Source organism: Serratia proteamaculans (assembly GCF_949794035.1).
GTDB lineage: Bacteria > Pseudomonadota > Gammaproteobacteria > Enterobacterales > Enterobacteriaceae > Serratia > Serratia proteamaculans.
Genome location: NZ_OX461105.1, coordinates 3,306,092 through 3,327,877, shown reverse-complemented (window position 1 = coordinate 3,327,877; position 21,786 = coordinate 3,306,092). Strand labels below are relative to the sequence as shown.

The 21,786-nt window shown below is 54.5% G+C and carries 19 protein-coding genes; 13 read left to right on the top strand and 6 right to left on the bottom strand.

The genetic code is table 11. The features are described from left to right. Positions 1-1,021: 1,021 nt before the first annotated feature. Positions 1,022-1,669 (top strand): pyroglutamyl-peptidase I, encoded by a 648-nt coding sequence (gene pcp / locus QOT07_RS15540; protein WP_099064664.1) that lies wholly within the window; start codon positions 1,022-1,024, stop codon positions 1,667-1,669. Between the two features lie 43 nt (positions 1,670-1,712). Here pcp and QOT07_RS15535 read toward each other — a convergent pair whose 3' ends face one another. The 3 genes from QOT07_RS15535 to ydgT all read right to left on the bottom strand — a co-directional run bounded on the left by QOT07_RS15535 (position 1,713) and on the right by ydgT (position 3,608). Then, positions 1,713-2,747 carry an NADP-dependent oxidoreductase gene (locus QOT07_RS15535; RefSeq protein WP_099064663.1) on the bottom strand — a complete coding sequence of 345 codons (1,035 nt, stop codon included), beginning with the start codon at positions 2,745-2,747 and terminating at the stop codon, positions 1,713-1,715. Positions 2,748-2,824: 77 nt separating this feature from the next. Beyond that, positions 2,825-3,244, bottom strand: coding sequence for a universal stress protein UspC (gene uspC, locus QOT07_RS15530; RefSeq protein WP_099064662.1), 420 nt, complete (start codon positions 3,242-3,244; stop codon positions 2,825-2,827). A 148-nt stretch (positions 3,245-3,392) separates the two neighbouring features. Then, complete coding sequence (gene ydgT / locus QOT07_RS15525) at positions 3,393-3,608, bottom strand: transcription modulator YdgT (protein ID WP_012145712.1); 216 nt, start codon at positions 3,606-3,608, stop codon at positions 3,393-3,395. 1,407 nt (positions 3,609-5,015) lie between these two features. On the opposite strand from ydgT, the gene flhD reads away from it, so the two are divergent. The 12 genes from flhD to cheZ all read left to right on the top strand — a co-directional run bounded on the left by flhD (position 5,016) and on the right by cheZ (position 17,196). Continuing rightward, positions 5,016-5,366 (top strand): flagellar transcriptional regulator FlhD, encoded by a 351-nt coding sequence (gene flhD, locus QOT07_RS15520; protein WP_017893242.1) that lies wholly within the window; start codon positions 5,016-5,018, stop codon positions 5,364-5,366. Next, a complete protein-coding gene (gene flhC, locus QOT07_RS15515) occupies positions 5,366-5,950 on the top strand; it encodes a flagellar transcriptional regulator FlhC (RefSeq protein WP_157765463.1) in 585 nt (194 codons plus the stop codon). Before flhD ends, flhC begins: the two co-directional genes overlap by 1 nt. 158 nt (positions 5,951-6,108) lie before the next feature. After that, on the top strand, positions 6,109-6,999 hold the full coding sequence (motA, locus tag QOT07_RS15510; RefSeq protein ID WP_037418923.1) for a flagellar motor stator protein MotA: 891 nt from the start codon (positions 6,109-6,111) through the stop codon (positions 6,997-6,999). After that, on the top strand, positions 6,996-7,961 hold the full coding sequence (gene motB / locus QOT07_RS15505; RefSeq protein WP_219016536.1) for a flagellar motor protein MotB: 966 nt from the start codon (positions 6,996-6,998) through the stop codon (positions 7,959-7,961). The genes motA and motB overlap by 4 nt, the downstream gene beginning before the upstream one ends. 4 nt (positions 7,962-7,965) lie before the next feature. Continuing rightward, positions 7,966-9,939, top strand: a complete 1,974-nt coding sequence (gene cheA, locus QOT07_RS15500; RefSeq protein WP_207978442.1) for a chemotaxis protein CheA — start codon at positions 7,966-7,968, stop codon at positions 9,937-9,939. Between the two features lie 32 nt (positions 9,940-9,971). Next, entirely contained in the window at positions 9,972-10,472 is a 501-nt protein-coding gene (gene cheW, locus QOT07_RS15495; RefSeq protein ID WP_012145706.1) for a chemotaxis protein CheW, read from the top strand. 283 nt (positions 10,473-10,755) lie between these two features. Beyond that, complete coding sequence (locus QOT07_RS15490; protein ID WP_099064659.1) at positions 10,756-12,426, top strand: methyl-accepting chemotaxis protein; 1,671 nt, start codon at positions 10,756-10,758, stop codon at positions 12,424-12,426. Between the two features lie 84 nt (positions 12,427-12,510). After that, a complete protein-coding gene (locus tag QOT07_RS15485; protein WP_219016534.1) occupies positions 12,511-14,136 on the top strand; it encodes a methyl-accepting chemotaxis protein in 1,626 nt (541 codons plus the stop codon). Positions 14,137-14,164: 28 nt separating this feature from the next. After that, positions 14,165-15,037: a protein-glutamate O-methyltransferase CheR gene (cheR, locus tag QOT07_RS15480; RefSeq protein ID WP_026142427.1), complete on the top strand. Its 873-nt coding sequence runs from the start codon at positions 14,165-14,167 to the stop codon at positions 15,035-15,037. Then, positions 15,037-16,086 (top strand): protein-glutamate methylesterase/protein-glutamine glutaminase, encoded by a 1,050-nt coding sequence (locus tag QOT07_RS15475; RefSeq protein WP_099064657.1) that lies wholly within the window; start codon positions 15,037-15,039, stop codon positions 16,084-16,086. Before cheR ends, QOT07_RS15475 begins: the two co-directional genes overlap by 1 nt. Positions 16,087-16,151: 65 nt before the next feature. Next, the gene (gene cheY, locus QOT07_RS15470) at positions 16,152-16,541 is read left to right on the top strand and encodes a chemotaxis response regulator CheY (RefSeq protein ID WP_099064656.1); all 390 of its coding nucleotides are present in this window, start codon (positions 16,152-16,154) and stop codon (positions 16,539-16,541) included. Between the two features lie 10 nt (positions 16,542-16,551). Further along, the gene (gene cheZ / locus QOT07_RS15465; RefSeq protein WP_099064655.1) at positions 16,552-17,196 is read left to right on the top strand and encodes a protein phosphatase CheZ; all 645 of its coding nucleotides are present in this window, start codon (positions 16,552-16,554) and stop codon (positions 17,194-17,196) included. A gap of 49 nt (positions 17,197-17,245) precedes the next feature. Here cheZ and QOT07_RS15460 read toward each other — a convergent pair whose 3' ends face one another. From QOT07_RS15460 to QOT07_RS15450, 3 genes are read right to left on the bottom strand one after another with little or no spacing between them, the layout of a single operon-like run. Beyond that, on the bottom strand, positions 17,246-18,391 hold the full coding sequence (locus QOT07_RS15460) for a xanthine dehydrogenase family Fe-S subunit (protein WP_283603481.1): 1,146 nt from the start codon (positions 18,389-18,391) through the stop codon (positions 17,246-17,248). Then, entirely contained in the window at positions 18,388-19,215 is an 828-nt protein-coding gene (locus QOT07_RS15455; protein ID WP_283603480.1) for an FAD binding domain-containing protein, read from the bottom strand. The genes QOT07_RS15460 and QOT07_RS15455 overlap by 4 nt, the downstream gene beginning before the upstream one ends. Then, on the bottom strand, positions 19,196-21,571 hold the full coding sequence (locus tag QOT07_RS15450; RefSeq protein WP_283603479.1) for a xanthine dehydrogenase family protein molybdopterin-binding subunit: 2,376 nt from the start codon (positions 21,569-21,571) through the stop codon (positions 19,196-19,198). The genes QOT07_RS15455 and QOT07_RS15450 overlap by 20 nt, the downstream gene beginning before the upstream one ends. Positions 21,572-21,786: the final 215 nt, after the last annotated feature.

Here is a 21,786-nt window from a genome sequence, read left to right as displayed (position 1 = left end):
ATCCCGTTTTTCGGTTTAATAGATATCAGGCTACTTCACAATCTTTGTGCTGCTGGCTGTTTTAACCTGGTTGTTTGATGGTGACGGTCAGGTTTTTTTGGCTCAATAACTCAACTGTAAACTCAAAAAGCCCAGCGAGTGACACTCACCGGAAAGGCGTTTAAACCGCGGTTGACGGCAGCCCGAGGGGGATGCGGAATGATAAGATAATTCGCACAATCTCTCGATTGAGACATAGCTACCGCACGAGAATTAACGCAGGATCCCGATGACGTATCTGTCACGAATTGAGACATGGACTGACGAAAAACTTAACAAAGTTTACATATAAACAGAGTTTTCGCAGTCTACAATAGCCTTACAAATTTGCAAAATAACCTTCTGGATCAATGTCCAATTCGTTATCTCACTCACAATTTAAATTTAAACCATACAAAACATGTATTTATGTAGTAATTGTTTTTACGTGGATATTTTTTGGATCATTGGTAATACCATGAAATATTTATGTAACACTTAAGCCAATGTACTTAAATAACGACTATTTTTTAACGCAAATAAAGTGACAGGTCGTTTTATGTACTTACCATTCGCAGGGTAAAGATGATCGCATATATAAATAAAAGGAATGTTATTTAGGAGGATTCCTATTTGGTTGGGCGGAAAGTCGCTCAGGGCGGGGGCGGACGCGGGTCGATTGACCGAATGGCTAATGCTTTAGTAGGGGTGAATTAACGGCGAAAAGGATTGAGATTGAGTTGGTGTAGGGTGTCGCATAACCACGCCAAAGCAGGGTCGTGCTTTATCTGTCGTCCGGCAACCATTTCGATCGGAAAGGCCGGTACGGCCAATTCACCCGGTAGCGGCAGAAACTGAATTTTTGAGGGATCGGCAAATTGCCGGGCAGCACTGGATAAATTTATTGTATGAATACTCTATATACAAATAATCTATTTCCAGAATCATACCGCGTTGTTTAGGCTGGGAGCACGCTGATTCAATAACAACATAAGGTGTGACGATGGACAGGGTATTGGTGACCGGCATTGAGCCGTTTGACGGCGACACGATCAACCCCTCATGGCAGATTGCCCAGGCGCTGGCCGGGGAACAGATAGCCGGTGCGGAAGTTGTGGTGCGCGAATTGGCCTGCGTGCTGGGTTTATCCAACCAGCAACTTATTGCAGCGATCGAAGAGTTGCGGCCGCGGGTGGTGATCTGCCTGGGCCTGGCCGGTGGGCGTGGGGAAATCTCTATTGAGCGCGTGGCCGTCAACCTGATCGACGCCCGTATTCCCGATAACGCCGGTAAACAACCGATAGACGTACCTGTGGTGGTGGGCGGTCCGGTGGGTTACTTCTCTACGCTGCCGGTGAAGGCGATCGTGCATCACTTGCATCAGTCAGGCATTCCGGCCGCGGTATCGCATACGGCGGGCACCTACAACTGCAACCAGCTGTTTTATGGGCTGAGTCATCATATCGCCAGCCATAATCTGGCAATCAAAGGCGGGTTTATCCACATTCCGTACAGCCATGAGCTGGCGGTCAATCATCCGGGCAAACCGAGCATGGCGTTAGCGACGATGATTGAGGCGGTGCGCAGTATTGTGCATACCAGCTTGACAGTCGGGGAGGACTTAACGATTTCCGGCGGGGCACTGCATTGAGTTAATAACAGGGCGCAGTTCACAATGACTGCGCCCTGAAACATTACTCGTCGCTAACGCGGATCACCAGTTTGCCGAAGTTCTTGCCTTGCAGCAGGCCGATGAACGCCTGTGGTGCATTTTCCAGCCCGTCGACCAGATCTTCGCGGAATTTGATTTTTCCCTGACCAACCCATTCGCCCATCTGCTGCAGGAATTCGCCAAAACCTTCTGCATAGTCGTCGAAAATAATAAAGCCTTGCATGCGGATGCGCTTGCGCAAGATCAGCCCCTGCAGCATCGGCAGGCGATCCGGGCCGGCAGGCAAGTCGGTGGCGTTGTAATGGGCGATAATGCCGCACACCGGAATACGAGCCTGGGTATTAAGCAGTGGGATCACCGCATCAAACACGGCACCACCGACGTTTTCATAATAAATGTCGATGCCCTGCGGACAGGCGGCGGCCAGCTGTTCGGCAAAATCAGGCGCCCGGTGATCAACGCAGGCATCGAAGCCCAGCTCTTCTACTACATAGCGGCATTTCTCTTTACCGCCGGCCACGCCGACCACGCGGCAACCTTTCAGTTTGGCGACCTGTCCGACGACGGAACCGACGGCACCGCTGGCGGCCGCCACCACCAGGGTTTCACCGGGTTTCGGCTGACCGATATCCAGCAGGCCCATATAAGCGGTGAAGCCCGGCATGCCCAAGACGCCGAGCAGGCGGGAAGGGTGTTTTTGATCCGGGCCTAGGTTACGTAAGCCGCTGCCGTCAGACAGCGCGTAATCCTGCCAGCCGTCGTAACCCAACACCCAGTCACCGGGTTTGAAGTCAGGATGCTGCGATGTGACAACCCGGGATACCGTGCCGCCAACCATCACTTCACCGATCTCTACCGGTGGGGCATAAGAAGGAGCATCGCTCATTCGGCCGCGCATGTAAGGATCAAGTGACAGGTAAACGGTGCGTAACAGCAGCTGGCCGGCAGTGGGTTGCGGTATCGTCGTTGTTTCCAGACGGAAATTGTCTGCGGTAGGTTCACCGTGCGGACGTGAGGCTAACAGAAAACGGCGGTTTTGTTGCGTAGACTGGGACATCGTAGACTCCTTAAGCGGACACGGGCCCTAAGTCTAGACAATCCTTGGCAAGGGGAAATGGCCTAATGTGCTCAGCCTCAAAGAGGAATGATCAGCACGTCGATATGGCTGGTATTGATAAAGCGCGCTGCAGAGCAGGAAACCTTGTTCATCATGCTGTCACTGTGATTACCACAGATCACCAAATCAAAGGTTTGCTGATGGCTGGCATAGTTAAGGCTGTCACCCAACTCGCCGTGGACGATCAACGTATCGGCTATCGGGTAATCGGCCCGCAGGCGTAACTCTTCCATAAACAGCAACGTTTCCTCTTCCATCAACGCGCGCAGATCGCCCAACATCGGCCCGGCGAAGTTATTGTACATTTCTGGATTGGCGATCATGCTCAACAGGGTGATTTTGCCGTTGTAAGGGCGCACGATGGAGACGGCTTTTTCAACCAGGCGGTGACTGTCTGCCGCCACGGCGACGGTAACCAAAACGTTTTGATATCCCATCTTCTACTCCTGTTTCCTGTTCTTGGGGGAAAGGGTAGAGCCTGGCGAAACTAATAAATGTGTTTTGTATCACGCGCGTCAATAAATCACAGACTATTGCCGTTATTTAGCAATAAAAGATAAATGGGTACGCGCGTGTAATAAAAAATTATAGCACTTGTGCCCACAGCGTTTTCGGCACTTTGCCCAAATCGAACAATTTACCGGCAACCAGTTCGGCGCGGCGGTGATCGGCGGCTCGGTACATGTTGCTGATTTCAATATCATTATCAATGGAATAGTTGAGCTTGTCGTACACTTTTTCCACGCTGTCCAAACTGGTGCATTTACGGAATGTCATCAGGTAATCCAGGGTATCAGTCATGATTAAAATATAGCCTGTTAAGAGTTGTCGCCGGACGAAGAAACATCACCCTGTCATCATGACAGCAGCAAAAGTGTGATGTGTGACCTGAAAAATTAATTTCAAATAAATAAATTTCGATACGGTAATAAATGGCTGTGCGCAAGTTGATCCTGCGTCGAGAATAATAATATGGCCGTGCGTTGTCGGCAATGCCAACCTGCTGATTGGCACCCAAAATAGGGAAAGTCTCAGGTTTGGAAAGTCCAGGTGATCAGATCGGCAGGGCATTGCTTGCGATGAGCGCACATGCAACATGCAGTGCCGCGTGATTCTCGAGAGCGGAACACCCGCTGGTGCTTTTTTCAACCAATTAGTGCGAATCGGTGATGAAATGTACCTGCTCGTCCTCAAGATGTGCGAGCAGGCTGTCAGGCGGTAACTTGAAATCCATCGGGTATAGATGAAACCAAGGTATAAAATAAAACGAAACTACGTTTTAATTTATAAGCGTGACGGGAAATGACACCGAGGTTTATTGGCCAATAAACATTATATGAGATTTAAATGATTTTTCGTCGGGCGATAAAAAATTATTAAAGTTTTAATTAATACTGCCGATAAATCGTCTTGGGATAATTCGCTCAAGAAAAATCCGAAACCAGACGCTTCATTCTCCTTATCGTGAAACATATGGTTACGACTACTGTCTTGTTCACAACTTAAGCGAGACTTTGTTAACCGAAAGCGATCATTAGCTGAAAAATAAAACAACCTATCACTCGAGTTTTAAGTCAAATCCGAAACCCCATAACCTTATAGTTTACATGCGTTACTTTTCAATGCGGATAGTTTATGGCTTATTAAACGGTTATTTATACTGTCTTTATCGGCTACGAGCAGATTTTTGTTCTGTTATTTTAGTTTGGTAATGCTTTTGTTCGAATTGATCTAAAAAGGATATTTTTTTGGCTTATATACATTGTTTTTAAGACGTTTTTTTACTTATGGCTATTTTTTGCCCTAAAACCAGATTGAAAAACAGACGGTAAAGCGGATATTTGGCTTAAATATTTTTTATTTTTGTGATATAGATCACATTGTATTTAAAATTGCCTCTTACTTACATTGTGTGTGCTAATGGTTCGGGGGTAGAGTTGCGCTGCATTAGGAATAATCTTATTAATTTTGTAAAAATAGTTTCACGGTGATTAAACACTGCTGGAGCAAAATGCTGTACATCCATACACGTTGGTTTACGCACGTATCAAATACTGAATGACGGTCCGAATTTAGTGATGTTGAAAAATTTATAACGGTCGTTATTTAGGGCTTCATTTGCCAACTTAGGGAACAAACCCAGGTCACGGGCGATAAAAATTATCACCCAGCGTATGTTTTTAAACATAGTCTGTCGGGATGGGGAATATGGGTACGTCTGAATTACTTAAGCATATTTATGACATCAATTTGTCATATTTACTTTTAGCACAGCGTCTGATTAATGATGAAAAAGCATCGGCAATGTTCCGTCTGGGTATCGACGAGACCATGGCTGATGCACTCGCTCAACTCACGTTACCGCAAATGGTCAAACTGGCTGAGACCAACCAATTGGTCTGTCAATTCCGTTTTAACGATCACCATACGATTGAACGCCTGACAAAAGAGTCGCGCGTGGACGATCTGCAGCAAATCCATACCGGCATTTTGCTATCAAGCCACTTACTGCAAGAGCTGTCGGCTAAAGACGGTAGTGCGACGAAGAAAAGAGCTTGATGATGGCAGAGAAAAGTATTGTTCAGGAAGCCAAGGACATTCAGCTGGCCATGGAGCTGATCACGTTGGGCGCCCGTTTGCAGATGCTGGAAAGTGAAACTCAGCTCAGCCGTGGGCGGTTGATTAAGTTGTATAAGGAGTTGCGCGGCAGTCCGCCACCCAAAGGGATGTTACCGTTCTCGACCGACTGGTTTATGACCTGGGAACAGAACATCCATTCATCGATGTTTTATAACGCCTATAGCTTCCTGATGAAGAGTGGGCACTGTACGGGCGTTGAAGCGGTGATTAAAGCCTATCGCCTGTATCTGGAGCAGTGTCCGCACGCGCCGGGCGAGCCACCGTTGCTGGCTTTAACCCGGGCCTGGACGCTGGTGCGTTTCGTCGATAGCGGTATGCTGCAGCTTTCTGCCTGCAACTGCTGCGGCGGTACTTTTATCACCCATGCGCACCAGCCGTTGAACAGTTTTGTTTGCAGTTTATGCCAACCCCCATCCCGCGCAGTAAAAAGACGTAAACTTTCGCCGCAACTGGCCGATATTATTCCTCAACTGCTGGACGAGCAGGTTAAACGCGCGATTTGAGCCGGCGGCAGCGCCGGTTTATCCAGACCTAAACCGATTTGTGAAACGCAGGGTTCGGCATGCCGAACCCATCGGCGCAGCCCAGCCTGCTGCGTCGGTGCGTCTCAAACGCGCGCTTAGCCCACCTTCCATCCACATTGTTAATTTAAGGAATGCGTGTGTTAGTTATTTTGGGTTATCTCGTGGTATTGGGGGCGGTCTTTGGGGGCTACCTGATTGTGGGGGGCCATCTGGGTGCGCTTTATCAGCCGGCAGAATTTTTGATTATCGGCGGCGCGGGTATCGGCGCTTTTATCGTGGGCAACAACGGTAAGGCGATAAAATCCACCCTGCGCGCCATTCCCAAGCTGATGCGCCGTTCAAAATACAGCAAAGATTTATACATGGATCTGATGGCGCTGCTGTATCGGCTGCTGGCCAAGTCCCGCCAGCAGGGCATGCTGTCTCTCGAGTTCGATATTGATAATCCGCAGGAAAGTGAAATTTTCTCTAATTATCCGCGCATTCTTGCCGATAACACCCTCGTAGAGTTTATTACCGATTACTTACGGCTGATGGTGAGCGGCAACATGAATGCGTTTGAGATCGAAGCGTTGATGGACGAAGAGATCGAAACCTTTGAACAGGAAAGCGAGGTGCCGGCAGGCAGCCTGGCGATGGTCGGTGATTCGTTGCCGGCCTTCGGTATTGTTGCGGCGGTGATGGGGGTAGTGCATGCGCTGGCCTCGGCCGATCGCCCGGCGGCCGAGCTGGGGGCGTTGATCGCCAACGCGATGGTCGGTACCTTCCTTGGCATTTTGCTGGCCTACGGTTTTATCTCGCCGCTGGCGACCCTGTTGCGGCAGAAAAGCGCCGAAAACGTCAAAATGATGCAGTGCATCAAGGTCACTTTACTGTCCAGTCTGAACGGCTATGCGCCGCAGATTGCGGTCGAATTCGGCCGTAAAACGCTGTACACCACCGAGCGTCCGTCCTTCGTCGAGCTGGAAGAACATGTGCGCCGGGTGAAAGCGCCGGCACAGCAGGCGACGGAAGAAGAACAGGCATGAAGCAGAATCATCCGGTTATTCTGGTCAGAAAACGCAAGTCGCATCAGGCCAGCCACCACGGCGGCTCCTGGAAGATTGCCTATGCCGACTTTATGACGGCGATGATGGCATTCTTCCTGGTGATGTGGCTGCTGGCGATCGCCAGTCCGCAGGAACTGACGCAAATCGCCGAATACTTCCGTACGCCGCTGAAAGTGGCGCTGACAAACGGCGACAAAAGCAGTTCGGAAAGCAGCCCGATCCCCGGCGGTGGGGATGATCCTACCCAGCAGGACGGACTGGTGAAAAGGCAGATCGATACGCTGGAAAAGCGTGACGAGGAGCTGCGGTTGAACAAATTGCGGGAAAAATTGGATGAGCTGATTGAGTCCGATCCGCGTCTGAAAGCGCTGCGCCCGCATCTGCTGATCAACATGATGGATGAAGGTTTACGCATCCAGATCATCGACAGTCAAAACCGCCCGATGTTTAAAACCGGCAGCGCGCAGGTTGAAAGCTATATGCGAGATATCCTGCGGGCAATCGCTCCGATCCTCAATGACCTGCCGAATAAAATCAGCCTGTCTGGCCATACCGACGATATTCCTTACGCCAGCGGCGAGCGCGGTTACAGCAACTGGGAGCTTTCGGCCGATCGTGCCAATGCTTCACGGCGCGAACTGATCGCCGGTGGTCTGTCGGAAGGAAAAGTGCTGCGGGTGGTGGGCATGGCCGCCACCATGAGTCTGAAACAGCACGGTGCCGACGATGCCATCAACCGTCGCATTACCGTACTGGTGCTGAACAAACAAACCCAGCAGGGCATTGAACACGAAAATGGCGAAAGCAACGCGATGGATGTCGCCCGGCCGGTCGATCTGAAGTCGCTGGCCCCATCGGCGACGGCCCCGGCCACCCTCATTGCACCGGAGCAGCCGGTGGCTGTCCCTACACCGATTAACAGCGACTCACAGCAGAGGTGATCCCGTGAGCATGGATATTAGTGCGTTTTATCAGACCTTTTTTGATGAAGCAGACGAGTTGCTGGCCGACATGGAGCAACACCTGCTGGAGCTGGATCCGTTGGCTCCGGACATTGAGCCGCTGAACGCCATTTTTCGCGCAGCGCACTCAATCAAGGGCGGTGCGGCCACCTTTGGCTTTTCGGTGCTGCAGGAAACCACCCACCTGCTGGAGAACTTGCTGGACGGTGCACGGCGTCAGGAAATGAGCCTCAGCACCGAGATTATCAACCTGTTTCTGGAAACCAAAGACATTATGCAGGAGCAACTGGACGCCTATAAAACGTCGCAAAAGCCTGACGCCGACAGCTTTGAATACATCTGTCAGGCGCTGCGCCAGCTTGCGTTGGACGCACAGCAACAGGATGCCTCTGTAGCGCATCCGGTCACGGAACATGCCGCCGCCACGCCTGCGGCGATTGAAGGTGGGATGCGGGTTTGCCTGTGTGGCCTGAAGCCGAACGAAGTGCCGCTGATGCTGGAAGAGCTGGGGAATCTGGGCGAGGTGAAAAACCCGCATCAGACCGAAAGCAGCCTGGAAGTGACGCTGCTGACCTCCGCCAGCGAAGATGACATCAGCGCAGTGCTCTGTTTTGTGCTGGAGCCGGAGCAAATCAGTTTCACCACGCCGCCGCAGGTCGAGACGCCAGTTGTGCCCCCTGAGCCGGCAATGCCGGTTGCTGTAGCACTGCCGGTCGCCAAACCCGCCCCTGCGGTGACCGAAGCGCCGAAGCCGCGGGCCAAGGCCAGTGAATCCACCAGTATCCGCGTAGCAGTAGAGAAAGTGGACCAACTGATCAACCTGGTCGGCGAACTGGTGATCACCCAGTCGATGCTGGCGCAGCGTTCGGGCGACCTGGATCCGGTCAATCACGGTGACCTGCTGAACAGCATGAGTCAGTTGGAGCGCAACGCGCGCGATCTGCAAGAGTCGGTGATGTCGATCCGCATGATGCCGATGGAGTACGTGTTCAGCCGCTTCCCGCGGTTGGTGCGCGATCTGGCCGGCAAGCTGAATAAACAGGTAGAGCTGCAGTTGCAGGGCAGTTCTACCGAACTGGACAAGAGCCTGATCGAACGCATTATCGATCCCTTGACCCACCTGGTGCGCAACAGCCTGGACCACGGCATTGAAGATCCCGACACGCGCATCGCCGCTGGTAAGTCGGCGGTGGGTAATCTGATCCTGTCGGCGGAGCATCAGGGCGGCAATATCTGTATCGAGGTGACCGACGACGGTGCCGGCCTGAACCGCGAGAAAATTCTCGCCAAGGCGGCCTCGCAGGGGCTGCCAGTCAGTGACAGCATGAGCGATGAAGACGTCGGTATGCTGATCTTTGCCCCGGGTTTTTCCACCGCCGAGCAGGTGACCGACGTATCCGGTCGCGGTGTTGGCATGGACGTGGTGAAGCGCAATATTCAGGAGATGGGAGGGCATGTAGAAATCCACTCTCAGGCTGGCAAGGGCACCGCGATCCGCATCCTGCTGCCGTTGACGCTGGCGATCCTCGACGGTATGTCGGTCAAGGTAAACGACGAAGTGTTTATCCTGCCGCTCAACGCCGTGATGGAATCCCTGCAGCCGCAGGCCGAAGACCTGCATCCGTTAGCCGGTGGTGAACGGGTGTTGCAGGTGCGCGGCGAATATCTGCCGCTGGTGGAGCTGTTCCGGGTGTTTGAGGTTGCAGGTGCCAAAACTGACGCCACCCAGGGCATTGTGGTGATCCTGCAAAGCGCCGGTCGTCGCTATGCGTTGCTGGTGGATCAATTGATCGGCCAGCATCAGGTGGTGGTGAAGAATTTGGAAAGCAACTATCGCAAAGTGCCGGGCATTTCCGCGGCCACTATTCTCGGTGACGGCAGCGTGGCGCTGATTGTCGATGTCTCGGCGCTGCAAACGCTGAACCGTGAACAGCGTCAGACCGACGCAGCCGCATAACAATTAATCTATTGATTTGAAGGGTGAATGACATGGCAGGACTGGCAACCGTCAGCAAACTGGCTGGCGAAACGGTAGGGCAAGAATTCCTGATTTTTACCTTGGGCAATGAGGAGTATGGCATTGATATCCTCAAGGTGCAGGAGATCCGCGGCTACGATCAGGTTACGCGTATCGCCAATACTCCGGCCTTTATCAAGGGCGTCACCAACCTGCGCGGCGTGATTGTGCCGATTATCGATCTGCGGGTGAAGTTCGCTCAGCAGGACGTATCCTACGATGAAAACACCGTGGTGATCGTGCTGAACTTTGGCCAACGGGTGGTGGGTATCGTGGTTGACGGCGTGTCCGACGTGCTGTCGCTGACCACCGAGCAGATCCGTCCGGCGCCGGAATTTGCCGTGACGCTGGCGACCGAATACCTGACCGGCCTGGGCTCGCTGGGCGATCGCATGCTGATCCTGGTTGATATCGAAAAATTGCTGAGCAGTGAAGAGATGTCGCTGGTCGACAGTGTGGCCAAAAGCGCCTGATCTGTCTGAATGGTTACCCAGAGGCTCGATATATGGTGCCTCTCAGGCGGCTAACAATGTCCGTTATTAGGGAGAGCGTGCCGAAGGGGTCGTAGCGGCTTGTCCGCCGGAGTGCCCCTCGGTGCGCTAGGCCCGGGTATCTCAGTCTCAAAGGCAACCTTTGCATCAAAACCCTACATAAAAATAGTTACCTCCCCGCATAAAGTTCTTCCCAACCGCGCCGATAACTCTGTCAATCAACGTAATCAGGGCCTGTCCGCGCGGGCGTTTAACAAGGGAAAACATGTTTAATCGTATGAAGGTGGTCACCAGCCTGTTACTGGTGCTGGTGTTATTTGGCGCCTTGCAGTTGGTATCAGGCGGGCTGTTCTTCTCCTCACTGAAGAATGACAAAGAAAACTTCACCGTATTGCAGACCATTCGCCAGCAACAATCCGAGCTGAACGAAAGCTGGGTCAACCTGCTGCAGGCCCGCAACACGCTCAACCGTGCCGGTATTCGTCACATGATGGACACCAATAACATTGGCAGCGGTGCCACTGTGGCCGAGCTGCTGGCGCGAGCCAAAAGCAACCTGGTGGTGGCAGAACAACACTACGCCGCCTATGACAAAATCCCTCTCAATGCCCGCCAGGACGCGCAGTCAGCCGAAAAGCTCAAGCAGCAATACGGCATCCTGCACGGCGCTTTAACCGAACTGACCGTATTGCTGGGTGAGGGCAAGATCAACGCCTTCTTTGACCAGCCGACGCAAAGCTATCAGGACGCGTTCGAAGATATCTACAACACCTACCTGGCGCAAAACGACAAGCTTTATCAGAGCGCAGTAGAAGACAGCAACAACTCCTTCAACTTCGCACTCTGGACGCTGGCGGTAGTGTTACTGGTGGTTCTGGCGGTGATCATGTTGGTGTGGAGCGGCATTCACCACATCCTGGTGCGTCCGCTGAACCGCATGATCGAACACATCAAAATGATTGCCGCCGGCGATCTGACCCAGCAGATTGCAGTGAACAGCCGCAATGAAATGGGCGTATTGGCCGCCAGCCTCAAACATATGCAGAACGAACTGATCGACACCGTCAGTGGGGTCCGTCAGGGCGCCGACGCGATCTATAGCGGTGCCTCCGAAATTGCCGCCGGCAATAACGACCTCTCTTCTCGTACCGAACAGCAGGCCGCCTCACTGGAGGAAACCGCTGCCAGCATGGAGCAGTTGACCGCCACGGTGAAACAGAACGCCGAAAATGCCCGCCAGGCCAGCCAGTTGGCGTTGAGCGCCTCCGAAACCGCGCAGAAAGGCGGCAAGGTGGTGGCCAATGTGGTGCAAACCATGCATGACATTGCCGGTAGTTCACAGAAAATTGCCGACATTACCGGTGTGATCGACGGTATTGCTTTCCAGACCAACATCCTGGCATTGAACGCCGCGGTAGAAGCGGCACGCGCCGGTGAACAGGGCCGTGGTTTTGCGGTGGTGGCCGGTGAAGTACGTAACCTGGCCCAGCGCAGTGCGCAGGCGGCGAAGGAAATCAAAGGGCTGATCGAAGATTCCGTCAACCGCGTTGATATGGGCTCGGTACTGGTGGAAAGCGCCGGGGAAACCATGGGCGATATCGTCAATGCGGTTACTCGTGTCACCGACATCATGGGGGAAATTGCCTCGGCGTCCGACGAACAGAGCCGTGGCATCGATCAGGTTGGTCAGGCGGTAGCAGAAATGGACCGCGTTACCCAGCAGAACGCCTCACTGGTGGAAGAGTCTGCTTCTGCAGCGGCGGCGCTGGAAGAGCAGGCCAGCATGCTGACCCAGTCCGTGGCGGTATTCCGTTTAAAAGCGGCAGGCCAGGATGAATTCAAAATGCCCGCCAGCAGCAAGGCAACAGTAACACCGGTACTCAATCATAAAAAAATGAACGCCAGCGATCCGCAGGATAACTGGGAAACGTTCTAACCGGCATTAGGCCTCCTTCCTGTTCGGGGGGAGGCCGATTCCCCGTCGTGAGCTGGCCATCGGCCGGCTGCAAGGAGGTTCACAGTGTTTAACCGAATCCGCGTCTCTACCAGTCTGTTTCTGTTGTTGATGACTTTTTGTGTTATGCAGTTGGCCACCAGCGGCTTGTCGTACACCGCTTTCCGCTCCGATCACCACAATCTGAATTTGATCACCCTCGGCAGCCAGCAGCGCGATGCCCTCAGCCTGAGCTGGGTATCGCTGCTACAGGCGCGTAATACGCTCAATCGCGCCGGTACCCGTGCGGCGCTCAAACTGCCGCAGGATCAGGTCAATGCGCTGATGGGTAATGCGCGCAGTTCACTGCAAAAAGCCGATCTCTATTTCAACCAGTTCCTGGCGGTACCGCGTAACAGTGAACAGGAACAACAACTGACTGCAACCACCAAGGCCAGCTATGACCGGCTGCGCAATACCCTGCGTGAGCTGATTGGCTTCCTGGAGAACGATAATCTGCAGGCGTTTATGGACCAGCCGACGCAGAAAACCCAGGACCTGTTTGAAGCCGATTTTGTCCAGTATCTGCAACTGGTGAGCGCTAACGTCAGCGACGCCAATACGGCGAATCAGCGTTCCTTCACCCTGTCGGGCTGGCTGGTAGCCGGTGCGGTACTGATGCTGATCGTGGTCACCGGCAGCGCCACCTGGTGGCTGCGTAACATGTTGGTACGGCCGCTGAATATCATGCGCAGTCATTTTGACCGCATTGCCGCCGGCGATCTGGCCACGCCGATCCAGGTGTATGGCCGTAATGAAATCAGCCTATTGTTCGCCAGCCTGCAAGGCATGCAGCAGTCGCTGATCGGCACTGTGGGCGCCGTGCGCGATGGGGCGGAATCGATCCTGATCGGCCTGCAGGAAATATCCGAAGGCAACAACGATCTCTCTTCCCGTACCGAGCAGCAGGCGGCCTCGCTGGAAGAAACGGCTGCCAGCATGGAGCAGTTGACCGCCACGGTGAAACAGAATGCCGATAATGCGCGCCAGGCTTCACAACTGGCACGAGACGCCTCGACCACCGCGGCCAAGGGCGGCGAGCTGGCGGGGGACGTGGTGACTACCATGCACGATATTGCCAATAGTTCGCAGAAGATTGGTGCCATTACCAGCGTGATCGACGGGATTGCCTTCCAGACCAATATCCTGGCGTTGAACGCGGCGGTTGAAGCGGCGCGTGCCGGCGAGCAGGGCCGAGGTTTTGCGGTGGTGGCCGGCGAAGTGCGCAACCTGGCGCAACGCAGCGCGCAGGCGGCGAAAGAAATCAAAGGGTTGATCGACGAGTCGGTCAGTCGCGTCAAGCAAGGTTCGGTGCTGGTGGAAAACTCCGGTGCCACCATGCAGGACATCGTGCGTTCGGTCACCCGGGTAACCGACATCATGGGCGAAATCGCCTCGGCGTCGGATGAACAGAGCCGCGGCATCGAACAGGTGACGCAGGCCGTGACCCAGATGGATCAGGTCACCCAACAGAACGCCGCACTGGTGGAGGAAGCCGCCTCGGCGGCCACCGCACTGGAGGAACAGGCGATCACCCTGGCCGATGCGGTGTCGGTATTCCGCCTGGCGGACGATAACTTCACCGCACCGACTCACCCTCAAGACGCAGTTTCACCCGTGGTAAAGGAAGCCCCAGATTGTCAAACCGCATAAGCAGCCCGTTTTTTCTGAGTGACATGGTATGAAGCCGGCACCGTCGACCCCAAACCGAGACCCTGCGACATTGCTGACGCAGATGGTGCAGCGCCTGCCGTTGCTGGACGTGCATTTTCGTCGTATCAGCCAACTGATTTACCAGCGCGCCGGCATCGTGCTGGCGGAGCACAAGCGCGAGATGGTTTACAACCGCCTGGTACGACGCCTGCGGCTGCTTGGCCTGAACGACTTTGGCGATTATCTGGCGCTGTTGGAAAGCGATCCGAACAGCGCCGAATGGCAGGCGTTTATTAACGCATTGACCACCAACCTGACGGCCTTTTTCCGTGAGGCGCATCACTTTCCGATCCTGGCGGAGCATGCACGCTCACGACCAAACGGCTATTGCGTGTGGAGCACGGCGGCCTCGACCGGGGAAGAACCTTACTCGATCGCTATCACCCTGAGTGAAGTGTTGGGGCAACGCGCCACCGGCTGCCAGGTGTGGGCCAGCGACATCGATACCCAGGTGCTGGAAAAAGCCGAGGCGGGGGTGTATCGCCAGGAAGATCTGCGCACCCTGACGCCGACGCAGATGCAACGCTATTTCCTGCGCGGCACCGGGCCGCATCAGGGGTTGGTGCGGGTGCGACCGGAACTGGCGGGGCGGGTGAATTTTCAGTCGCTTAACCTGCTGGCGCCGGAATGGGCGCTGCCGGGGCAATTTGACGCCATTTTCTGCCGCAACGTGATGATCTACTTCGATAAGGCGACACAGGAGCGCATCCTGCGGCGCTTCGTGCCCTTGCTTAAACCGGGGGGGCTGATGTTTGCCGGTCACTCCGAGAACTTCAGCCAGATCAGCCGGGATTTCTACTTGCGTGGGCAGACCGTGTATGGCCTGACCAAGGAGAGGTAATGAATAAAATCAGAGTATTGTGCGTCGACGATTCGGCCCTGATGCGCCAGTTGATGACCGAAATTGTCAACAGCCATCCTGATATGGAGATGGTGGCGAGCGCACCGGATCCGCTGGTGGCACGCGATCTGATCAAAAAGTTTAACCCGCAGGTGCTGACGCTGGATGTCGAAATGCCTCGTATGGATGGCCTCGACTTCCTGGAAAAACTGATGCGTCTGCGGCCAATGCCGGTGGTGATGGTGTCGTCGCTGACCGGTAAGGGTTCGGAAATTACGCTGCGTGCACTGGAGCTGGGAGCGGTGGATTTTGTCACCAAACCGCAGTTGGGCATTCGCGAAGGCATGCTGGCCTACAGCGAGCTGATTGCCGAGAAAATCCGTACGGCAGCCAAGGCGCGGTTACCCCAACGGTCCAACAGCCCGGCTCCGGCGATCCTCAGCCATACGCCGCTGCTGAGCAGTGAAAAGCTGATTGCCATCGGGGCCTCTACCGGCGGTACCGAAGCGATCCGTCAGGTACTGCAACCGTTGCCGGCCACCAGCCCGGCGTTGTTGATTACCCAGCATATGCCCCCGGGCTTTACCCGTTCGTTTGCCGAACGGCTGAACAAGCTGTGCCAAATCACGGTGAAAGAGGCCGAAGACGGCGAACGCGTGCTGCCGGGTCATGCCTATATCGCACCGGGCGATCGTCACCTGGAACTGTCACGCAGCGGGGCTAACTATCAGGTGAAGCTACATGACGGCCCACCGGTCAACCGCCATCGGCCGTCGGTGGACGTGCTGTTTCGCTCGGTCGCGCAGTACGCCGGGCGTAATGCGGTGGGGGTGATCCTGACCGGCATGGGCAATGACGGTGCTGCGGGCATGCTGGAAATGCACCGCGCCGGTGCCTATACCCTGGCGCAAAACGAAGCCAGCTGTGTGGTGTTCGGTATGCCGCGTGAGGCGATCGCCACCGGTGGCGTCAATGAAGTGGTGGAGCTGGAACGCATGAGCCAACGGATGCTGGCGCAAATTGCCGGTGGCCAGGCATTACGTATTTGATTTTATGTTGCCGCCGACGGCGGCAGTTGTTTTGCATCTTTAACGGTTAAACCTTGGGAGTAAAAATGGCAGACAAGAGCCTTAAGTTTCTGGTGGTGGATGATTTTTCCACCATGCGTCGTATCGTCAGAAACTTGCTGAAAGAGTTGGGATTCAACAACGTAGAAGAAGCCGAAGACGGCGCGGATGCGTTGAACAAACTTCGTGCCGGTGACTTCGACTTCGTGGTTTCCGACTGGAACATGCCGAACATGGATGGCCTGGAGCTGTTGCAAACCATCCGTGCCGACGGCGCGCTGGCGACCATGCCGGTACTGATGGTGACGGCGGAAGCCAAGAAAGAAAACATTATCGCGGCGGCGCAGGCCGGTGCCAGCGGTTACGTGGTGAAACCTTTTACGGCGGCAACGCTGGAAGAAAAGCTCAATAAGATCTTTGAAAAACTGGGCATGTAAGGAGAGGGCGATGAGAGACATTCCAATGCCTGCCAGCGATGCGGCAACCGCGGGGGAGATTATCTCTCGCATTGGCCAACTGACGCGCATGTTACGTGACAGCATGCGTGAACTGGGGCTTGATCAGGCGATCGCCCAGGCGGCAGAGGCAATCCCGGATGCGCGCGATCGTCTGGATTACGTAGTCACCATGACGGCGCAGGCAGCGGAACGGGCGTTGAACTGTGTGGAGGCCGCGCAACCGCGCCAGGCGGAGCTGGAATCAGAGGCCAGGGCGTTAAAAGGCCGCTGGGACGACTGGTTCGCCGATCCGATCGAACTGGATGACGCGCGCGAACTGGTGACCGATACCCGTCAGTACCTGGAGCAGGTGCCGGAGCATACGGCATTTACCAACGCCCAGTTGCTGGAAATCATGATGGCGCAGGATTTCCAGGATCTGACTGGTCAGGTGATCAAACGCATGATGGACGTGGTGCAGGAGATTGAAAAGCAGCTGCTGATGGTGCTGATGGAAAATATTCCTGAACAGCCGGCGAAAGAGAAAAAGCCGAGTGACAGCCTGCTCAACGGTCCGCAGCTCGACCAGAACGGCGCCGGTGTGATCGCCAATCAGGCACAGGTCGACGACCTGCTCGACAGCCTGGGTTTCTGATGACGGGGGCGCAGCAGGCTGCGCCCCTACACTATGATACCTGTAGATTTTATTCGCGTTTAAACCAGCCCTTTAACACCATCCAGACCAGCTTGAACAGGCTCAGTTTCGCGCCTTTGGCATTATCAACAGACTCGCCTTTTAGCGCTTTCGATAAGTTTTCACCAAACATCCGAGTTATCGCTCTGGCAAAACTTTTCACCAGACCTCCCCGGCTAAATTGCGACAATGCACCGCTGACCTCGTAGGTCGCAACCAGATTGAGGATGCAAGTATCGCCTTCGGCTTCAAGTTGGAAGTTCAGGGTACCGCTGGCACCTGAACCACTGCGTGCATCTTTGCCCTGGCCGGTAAAGCGCCCCTGGTGCGTGGCGTCATTAAAGGTAAAGTGGCCTTCTCCTTTGAATGAGGCACTGATCGCACCAAAAGAAGCTTCCATCAGTATTTTCAGGTCATCACCATTTTGCTCCAGTAGCCGGGCACCCGGCACACAGCCGATCATCTGTTCGGCATTGCGGATCAAGGCCCATACCTCATCCAACGGACTCTCCAGCGTGATCCGTTCGGTAATTTTATCGCCATCATCCTCTGGAATGATTTGCCCCGGTTGTTCAACCTGGCCAAGACGACGCTCAAACTTTGGCAGTGCACCGATATACTGACGAACGGGACCTGATGTGACTCTGACCGGATCGGTCGCTGTAACCAGGGAAGCGCGGTTAGCCAGTACGCTGCTGACTGCTTTGATAATGCCCATGTAGCCGGTGCAGCGGCACAGATTGCCGCTCATGGCGGTGCGGATGCTTTGCTCATCGTTCGCCAGACCGAGCACCACAACCTCCCGGGCCGATGCTAAAACCCCCGGGGTGCAAAAGCCGCACTGCAAGGCATGGTTTTCACTGAAAGCGTCACGCAGCGCCAACATAACAGGATCTTCGTTATAGCCTTCTATTGTGCGTATTACCGCGCCGTCACAGCTTTTGGCCAGGGTAATGCACGAACGGACCGGACGATCGTTGATCTCCAGAGTGCAGGCACCGCAAACGCCTTGCTCACAGCCAAGATGCGTTCCGGTCAGATGGAGTTCCTCACGTAGCAGGTCGGCCAGGGTGGTTCGATCCTCAACCAGGGCCGAGATCGGCTGACCGTTCACAGATAAACTCACCGGGCTCAGGCGGTTATCAAATGTATTCATAATACCCCCTTGATTTGCATCAGGGCTCGGTTTACCGCCGTCACATACAGCTGACGTCGATACTCGGGCATCGTGCCGACGTATTGATTGACGATATTACCGGCCTGATCCATTGCGGCATCAACCCCTTGTTGCGCCAGTAACTCTGCAAGGTCTTCAAGCAGCAAGGGTGCGCCATCCAATGCGCCTAAAACGACACGAGCATAGCCACGTTGAGGGTCTACCACTACCGTTGCCGTGGCTTGCGAAAACTCGCCAGTTTTGCGGCAGAATTTGTAATATCCCCAACGGGCTCCACTGAGTAACTTTGGGATCTGGATCGAGACAATAAGCTCACCCGGCATCAGTGCAGTCGTAAACGCGGCCAACATAAAGTCGGTTGCAGCAATGCTGCGTGGGCCTTGGCTGCCTGAAACATTAATCTGTACATTGAGCGCAATCATCGTGTTAACCCAGTCGGCAGCAGGATCCGCATGTGCCAGACTGCCGCCCAAGGTTCCGCGATTGCGTATTGCCCGATAAGCGATGCCGGAGGCGATTTCTTGCAGCATCCCTCCAGTTGCATCAGGCACTCGGCCATCTTCGAAATCAGCATGACGTAACATGGCACCATAACAAATAGCATGCTCGGTGGTTTCCACCTGCGTGAGTGCCGCTATTCCAGCCAATTGCACCAAGGCATCGGGACGAGCCAGACGAAGGTTTAGCATCGGCCCCAGGGATTGACCGCCGCCTAACCATTTGGTCGTCGAGTCTGGCGTAAAAAATGCCCAGGCCTGTTCTAAGGCCTCGGGGGCGTGATATTCAAACTGTACGGGTTTCATGGTCAGCCTCCGGAGTCTGGTTAGCCAGGTTACGGGCAAGGTGCAACGCAGTCAGAATACGTTCGGGGGAGGCTGGCGTTTCATTAAGCTGCACCCCGATGTCCGCCAGCGCATCGTTGATGGCATTGATGATGGATGCCGCAGGGGCGATGGCCCCGCCTTCACCTATGCCTTTAATGCCATGGTCGGTAAAAGGGGACAGATGTTCCAAATGCTCAATGCGAATGTTCGGCACTTCGTTAGGCCCGGGTAACAGATAATCTGCCAATGTTGAACTCAGTGGCTGCCCTTTGCCGTTGTATCGCACCTCTTCATACAGGGCGGTCCCAATCCCTTGCGCAACCCCCCCAATGGTTTGGCCTTCGACAATCATCGGGTTCACCATCTGGCCGCAATCTTCAACCACCACATAGTCCAGGATCACCACCTGTCCGGTCTCGGTATCCACCTCCACCAAGGCCGCATGGGTCGCATAGGAGAAAACGCCGGTATCGACCTTGGGTTTGTAATACCCCGTCGCCTCGACCCCTTCAATCTCCGCGCCCACCGGTAAACGGTCCGGATGCACATACCAGACAGCCCCCAACTGTGCTAGCGACAGGTTGCTGACCGGCCCCCGGGCATAACCTTCGGCAATCGTGACTTCATCGGCAGCACAGCCCATCAGTCCTGCAGCCAGTCGTTTAAGCTTGTCGTTCAGCTGGGTGCAGGCCCGCGAAACCGCGCCACCGGCCATTACCATCCCTCTGGAGGCGTAAGCACCGGTTGAGAAGGGGGTATTGCCGGTATCGCCCAACACCACTTTGATCTGGTCAAAAGCAATCCCTGTGATCTGGCTGGCTACCTGCGTCAGAGTGGTTTGTATTCCCTGGCCGATGCCGTTGATACCGGCATGAACTTCCAGCCCCCCGTCTGCGGTAAGCCTCACCGTGGCGGCTTCGTAACCGGGCACCAGCGGTAATCCCCAAGCCGCGAAAACCTGAGTGCCGTGAGCCGATTGTTCGTTAAAGGTTGCAAAGCCCAGCCCAATTCTTTTTGTATCGTTGACGGCTTCAGCCTGGCGTTGACGTACGGCTGTGAGATCAATCATCTCCACCGCCCGCCGCAGCGAAGCCGAATAATCTCCGCTATCGTAATATTTCCCAATAACGTTGGTGTAAGGCATCGCCTCGGCAGGAATCAAGTTCTCAATGCGTACTTCCCAGGCCTCACGGCCTACCACGCGGGCGATTTCATCGATGGTCCGCTCTATGGCAAAGCAAACCCCCGGGCGAGCTACCCCGCGATAAGGGCAAAATGCGGGTTTGTTGGTGGCGGGAGCCAGCACCCGACAATGGTAATGCGCCAGTTGATAAGGTCCCGGCAGATTACCGCCCGCTTGCGCCGCTTCGAGCCCAACGGTGAAGGGCCAAACGGAATAGGCTCCGGAATCCACGGCCACAGTGGCATCCAGCCCCAACAGACGTCCGCGTTTATCGGCATACGCCTTCACTTTGTAGTGGTGCTCGCGGGTATTGGCTCCCGCCACCAAATGTTCACGGCGGTCTTCAAGCCAGCGATAGGCTCCGCCGGTCTTCAGTGCCAGCCAGGCCACCGCCACTTCTTCTGGTTGAAGCACGCATTTATAACCAAAACCGCCGCCGACATCTGGCGCAATGACGCGGAGTTTTCCCTGAGGTATGCCCAGGCACTGGGCCAAGCCGGTGCGGATGAGATGTGGTACCTGGGTTGAGGTATAAACAATCAACTGGTTTTCTTTCTCATCCCAATACGCGACGACACCTTTTCCCTCCATGGGATTCATCACCTGACGTGCCAGTTTGTACTCACGTTCAATGATGACCTCGGCTTCAGAGTCCAGGTGCGAGATATCACTGCCAACCTCGAAATTGAGAAAAAAGTTGTCCTCCCAATCATCATGAATCCTGGTATCGGTAGTGCTGATTGCCGCATCAATGCCATTGATAACCGGTAATTCTTCAAGGTCTGTCTCAATTTGTTCGACCAAGTCCTCGGCTGCTGCACGATTTTTACCAATGCACATGGCCATAATTTCACCGACAAAACGCACCTTATCGCGTGCAAGCACCCACTGTTCTGATTCACGGGAGCTCGGCAAACTTGAGTTGGCCTGAATCGGTTTAACACCCTCGAGATCGTTACAGATAAAGACCTGGGCTTCTTTCCCTGGGGGTTTAATGATCGAGCGAATGTGAGCGTGGGCCACTGGGCTGCGTAGAAATGCCACCTCTAACATTCCGGCGATCCGAACATCTCCGACAAACTTTCCCTTTCCCATCAGCAAGCGTTGATCCTCTACCCGCTTTGCTCTGGCACCAATTCCGTTTCTGTTCATACTGCTCCTTATTGAATAAAAATCCTGTGCTGCGTGAAGGCGATCCTTTCCCTATTCGACAGACTTTCGAGCCGTGTTCTAACTGAAGATACGGTTATTGCACCGTGCTGCGGCCAGTCTGGCTTGGTTATAAAACCGACGGAGAGGTGCTTTTTCATACTACTGCTGCGCCGTCGTGTCCTGCAGACGTAACGTGCGATTCACGCCAGCAATGA

What these genes read in the sequence shown, in the direction of transcription:
- QOT07_RS15490 (WP_099064659.1), top strand. Translation starts at nt 10,756, where the DNA reads ATGTTTAATCGTATGAAGGTGGTCACCAGCCTGTTACTGGTGCTGGTG.
- cheZ (WP_099064655.1), top strand. Translation starts at nt 16,552, where the DNA reads ATGAGAGACATTCCAATGCCTGCCAGCGATGCGGCAACCGCGGGGGAG.
- cheR (WP_026142427.1), top strand. Translation starts at nt 14,165, where the DNA reads ATGAAGCCGGCACCGTCGACCCCAAACCGAGACCCTGCGACATTGCTG.
- motB (WP_219016536.1), top strand. Translation starts at nt 6,996, where the DNA reads ATGAAGCAGAATCATCCGGTTATTCTGGTCAGAAAACGCAAGTCGCAT.
- cheY (WP_099064656.1), top strand. Translation starts at nt 16,152, where the DNA reads ATGGCAGACAAGAGCCTTAAGTTTCTGGTGGTGGATGATTTTTCCACC.
- cheW (WP_012145706.1), top strand. Translation starts at nt 9,972, where the DNA reads ATGGCAGGACTGGCAACCGTCAGCAAACTGGCTGGCGAAACGGTAGGG.
- ydgT (WP_012145712.1), bottom strand. Translation starts at nt 3,608, where the DNA reads ATGACTGATACCCTGGATTACCTGATGACATTCCGTAAATGCACCAGT.
- flhD (WP_017893242.1), top strand. Translation starts at nt 5,016, where the DNA reads ATGGGTACGTCTGAATTACTTAAGCATATTTATGACATCAATTTGTCA.
- pcp (WP_099064664.1), top strand. Translation starts at nt 1,022, where the DNA reads ATGGACAGGGTATTGGTGACCGGCATTGAGCCGTTTGACGGCGACACG.
- uspC (WP_099064662.1), bottom strand. Translation starts at nt 3,244, where the DNA reads ATGGGATATCAAAACGTTTTGGTTACCGTCGCCGTGGCGGCAGACAGT.
- QOT07_RS15535 (WP_099064663.1), bottom strand. Translation starts at nt 2,747, where the DNA reads ATGTCCCAGTCTACGCAACAAAACCGCCGTTTTCTGTTAGCCTCACGT.
- QOT07_RS15475 (WP_099064657.1), top strand. Translation starts at nt 15,037, where the DNA reads ATGAATAAAATCAGAGTATTGTGCGTCGACGATTCGGCCCTGATGCGC.
- QOT07_RS15450 (WP_283603479.1), bottom strand. Translation starts at nt 21,571, where the DNA reads ATGAACAGAAACGGAATTGGTGCCAGAGCAAAGCGGGTAGAGGATCAA.
- QOT07_RS15455 (WP_283603480.1), bottom strand. Translation starts at nt 19,215, where the DNA reads ATGAAACCCGTACAGTTTGAATATCACGCCCCCGAGGCCTTAGAACAG.
- flhC (WP_157765463.1), top strand. Translation starts at nt 5,366, where the DNA reads ATGATGGCAGAGAAAAGTATTGTTCAGGAAGCCAAGGACATTCAGCTG.
- QOT07_RS15460 (WP_283603481.1), bottom strand. Translation starts at nt 18,391, where the DNA reads ATGAATACATTTGATAACCGCCTGAGCCCGGTGAGTTTATCTGTGAAC.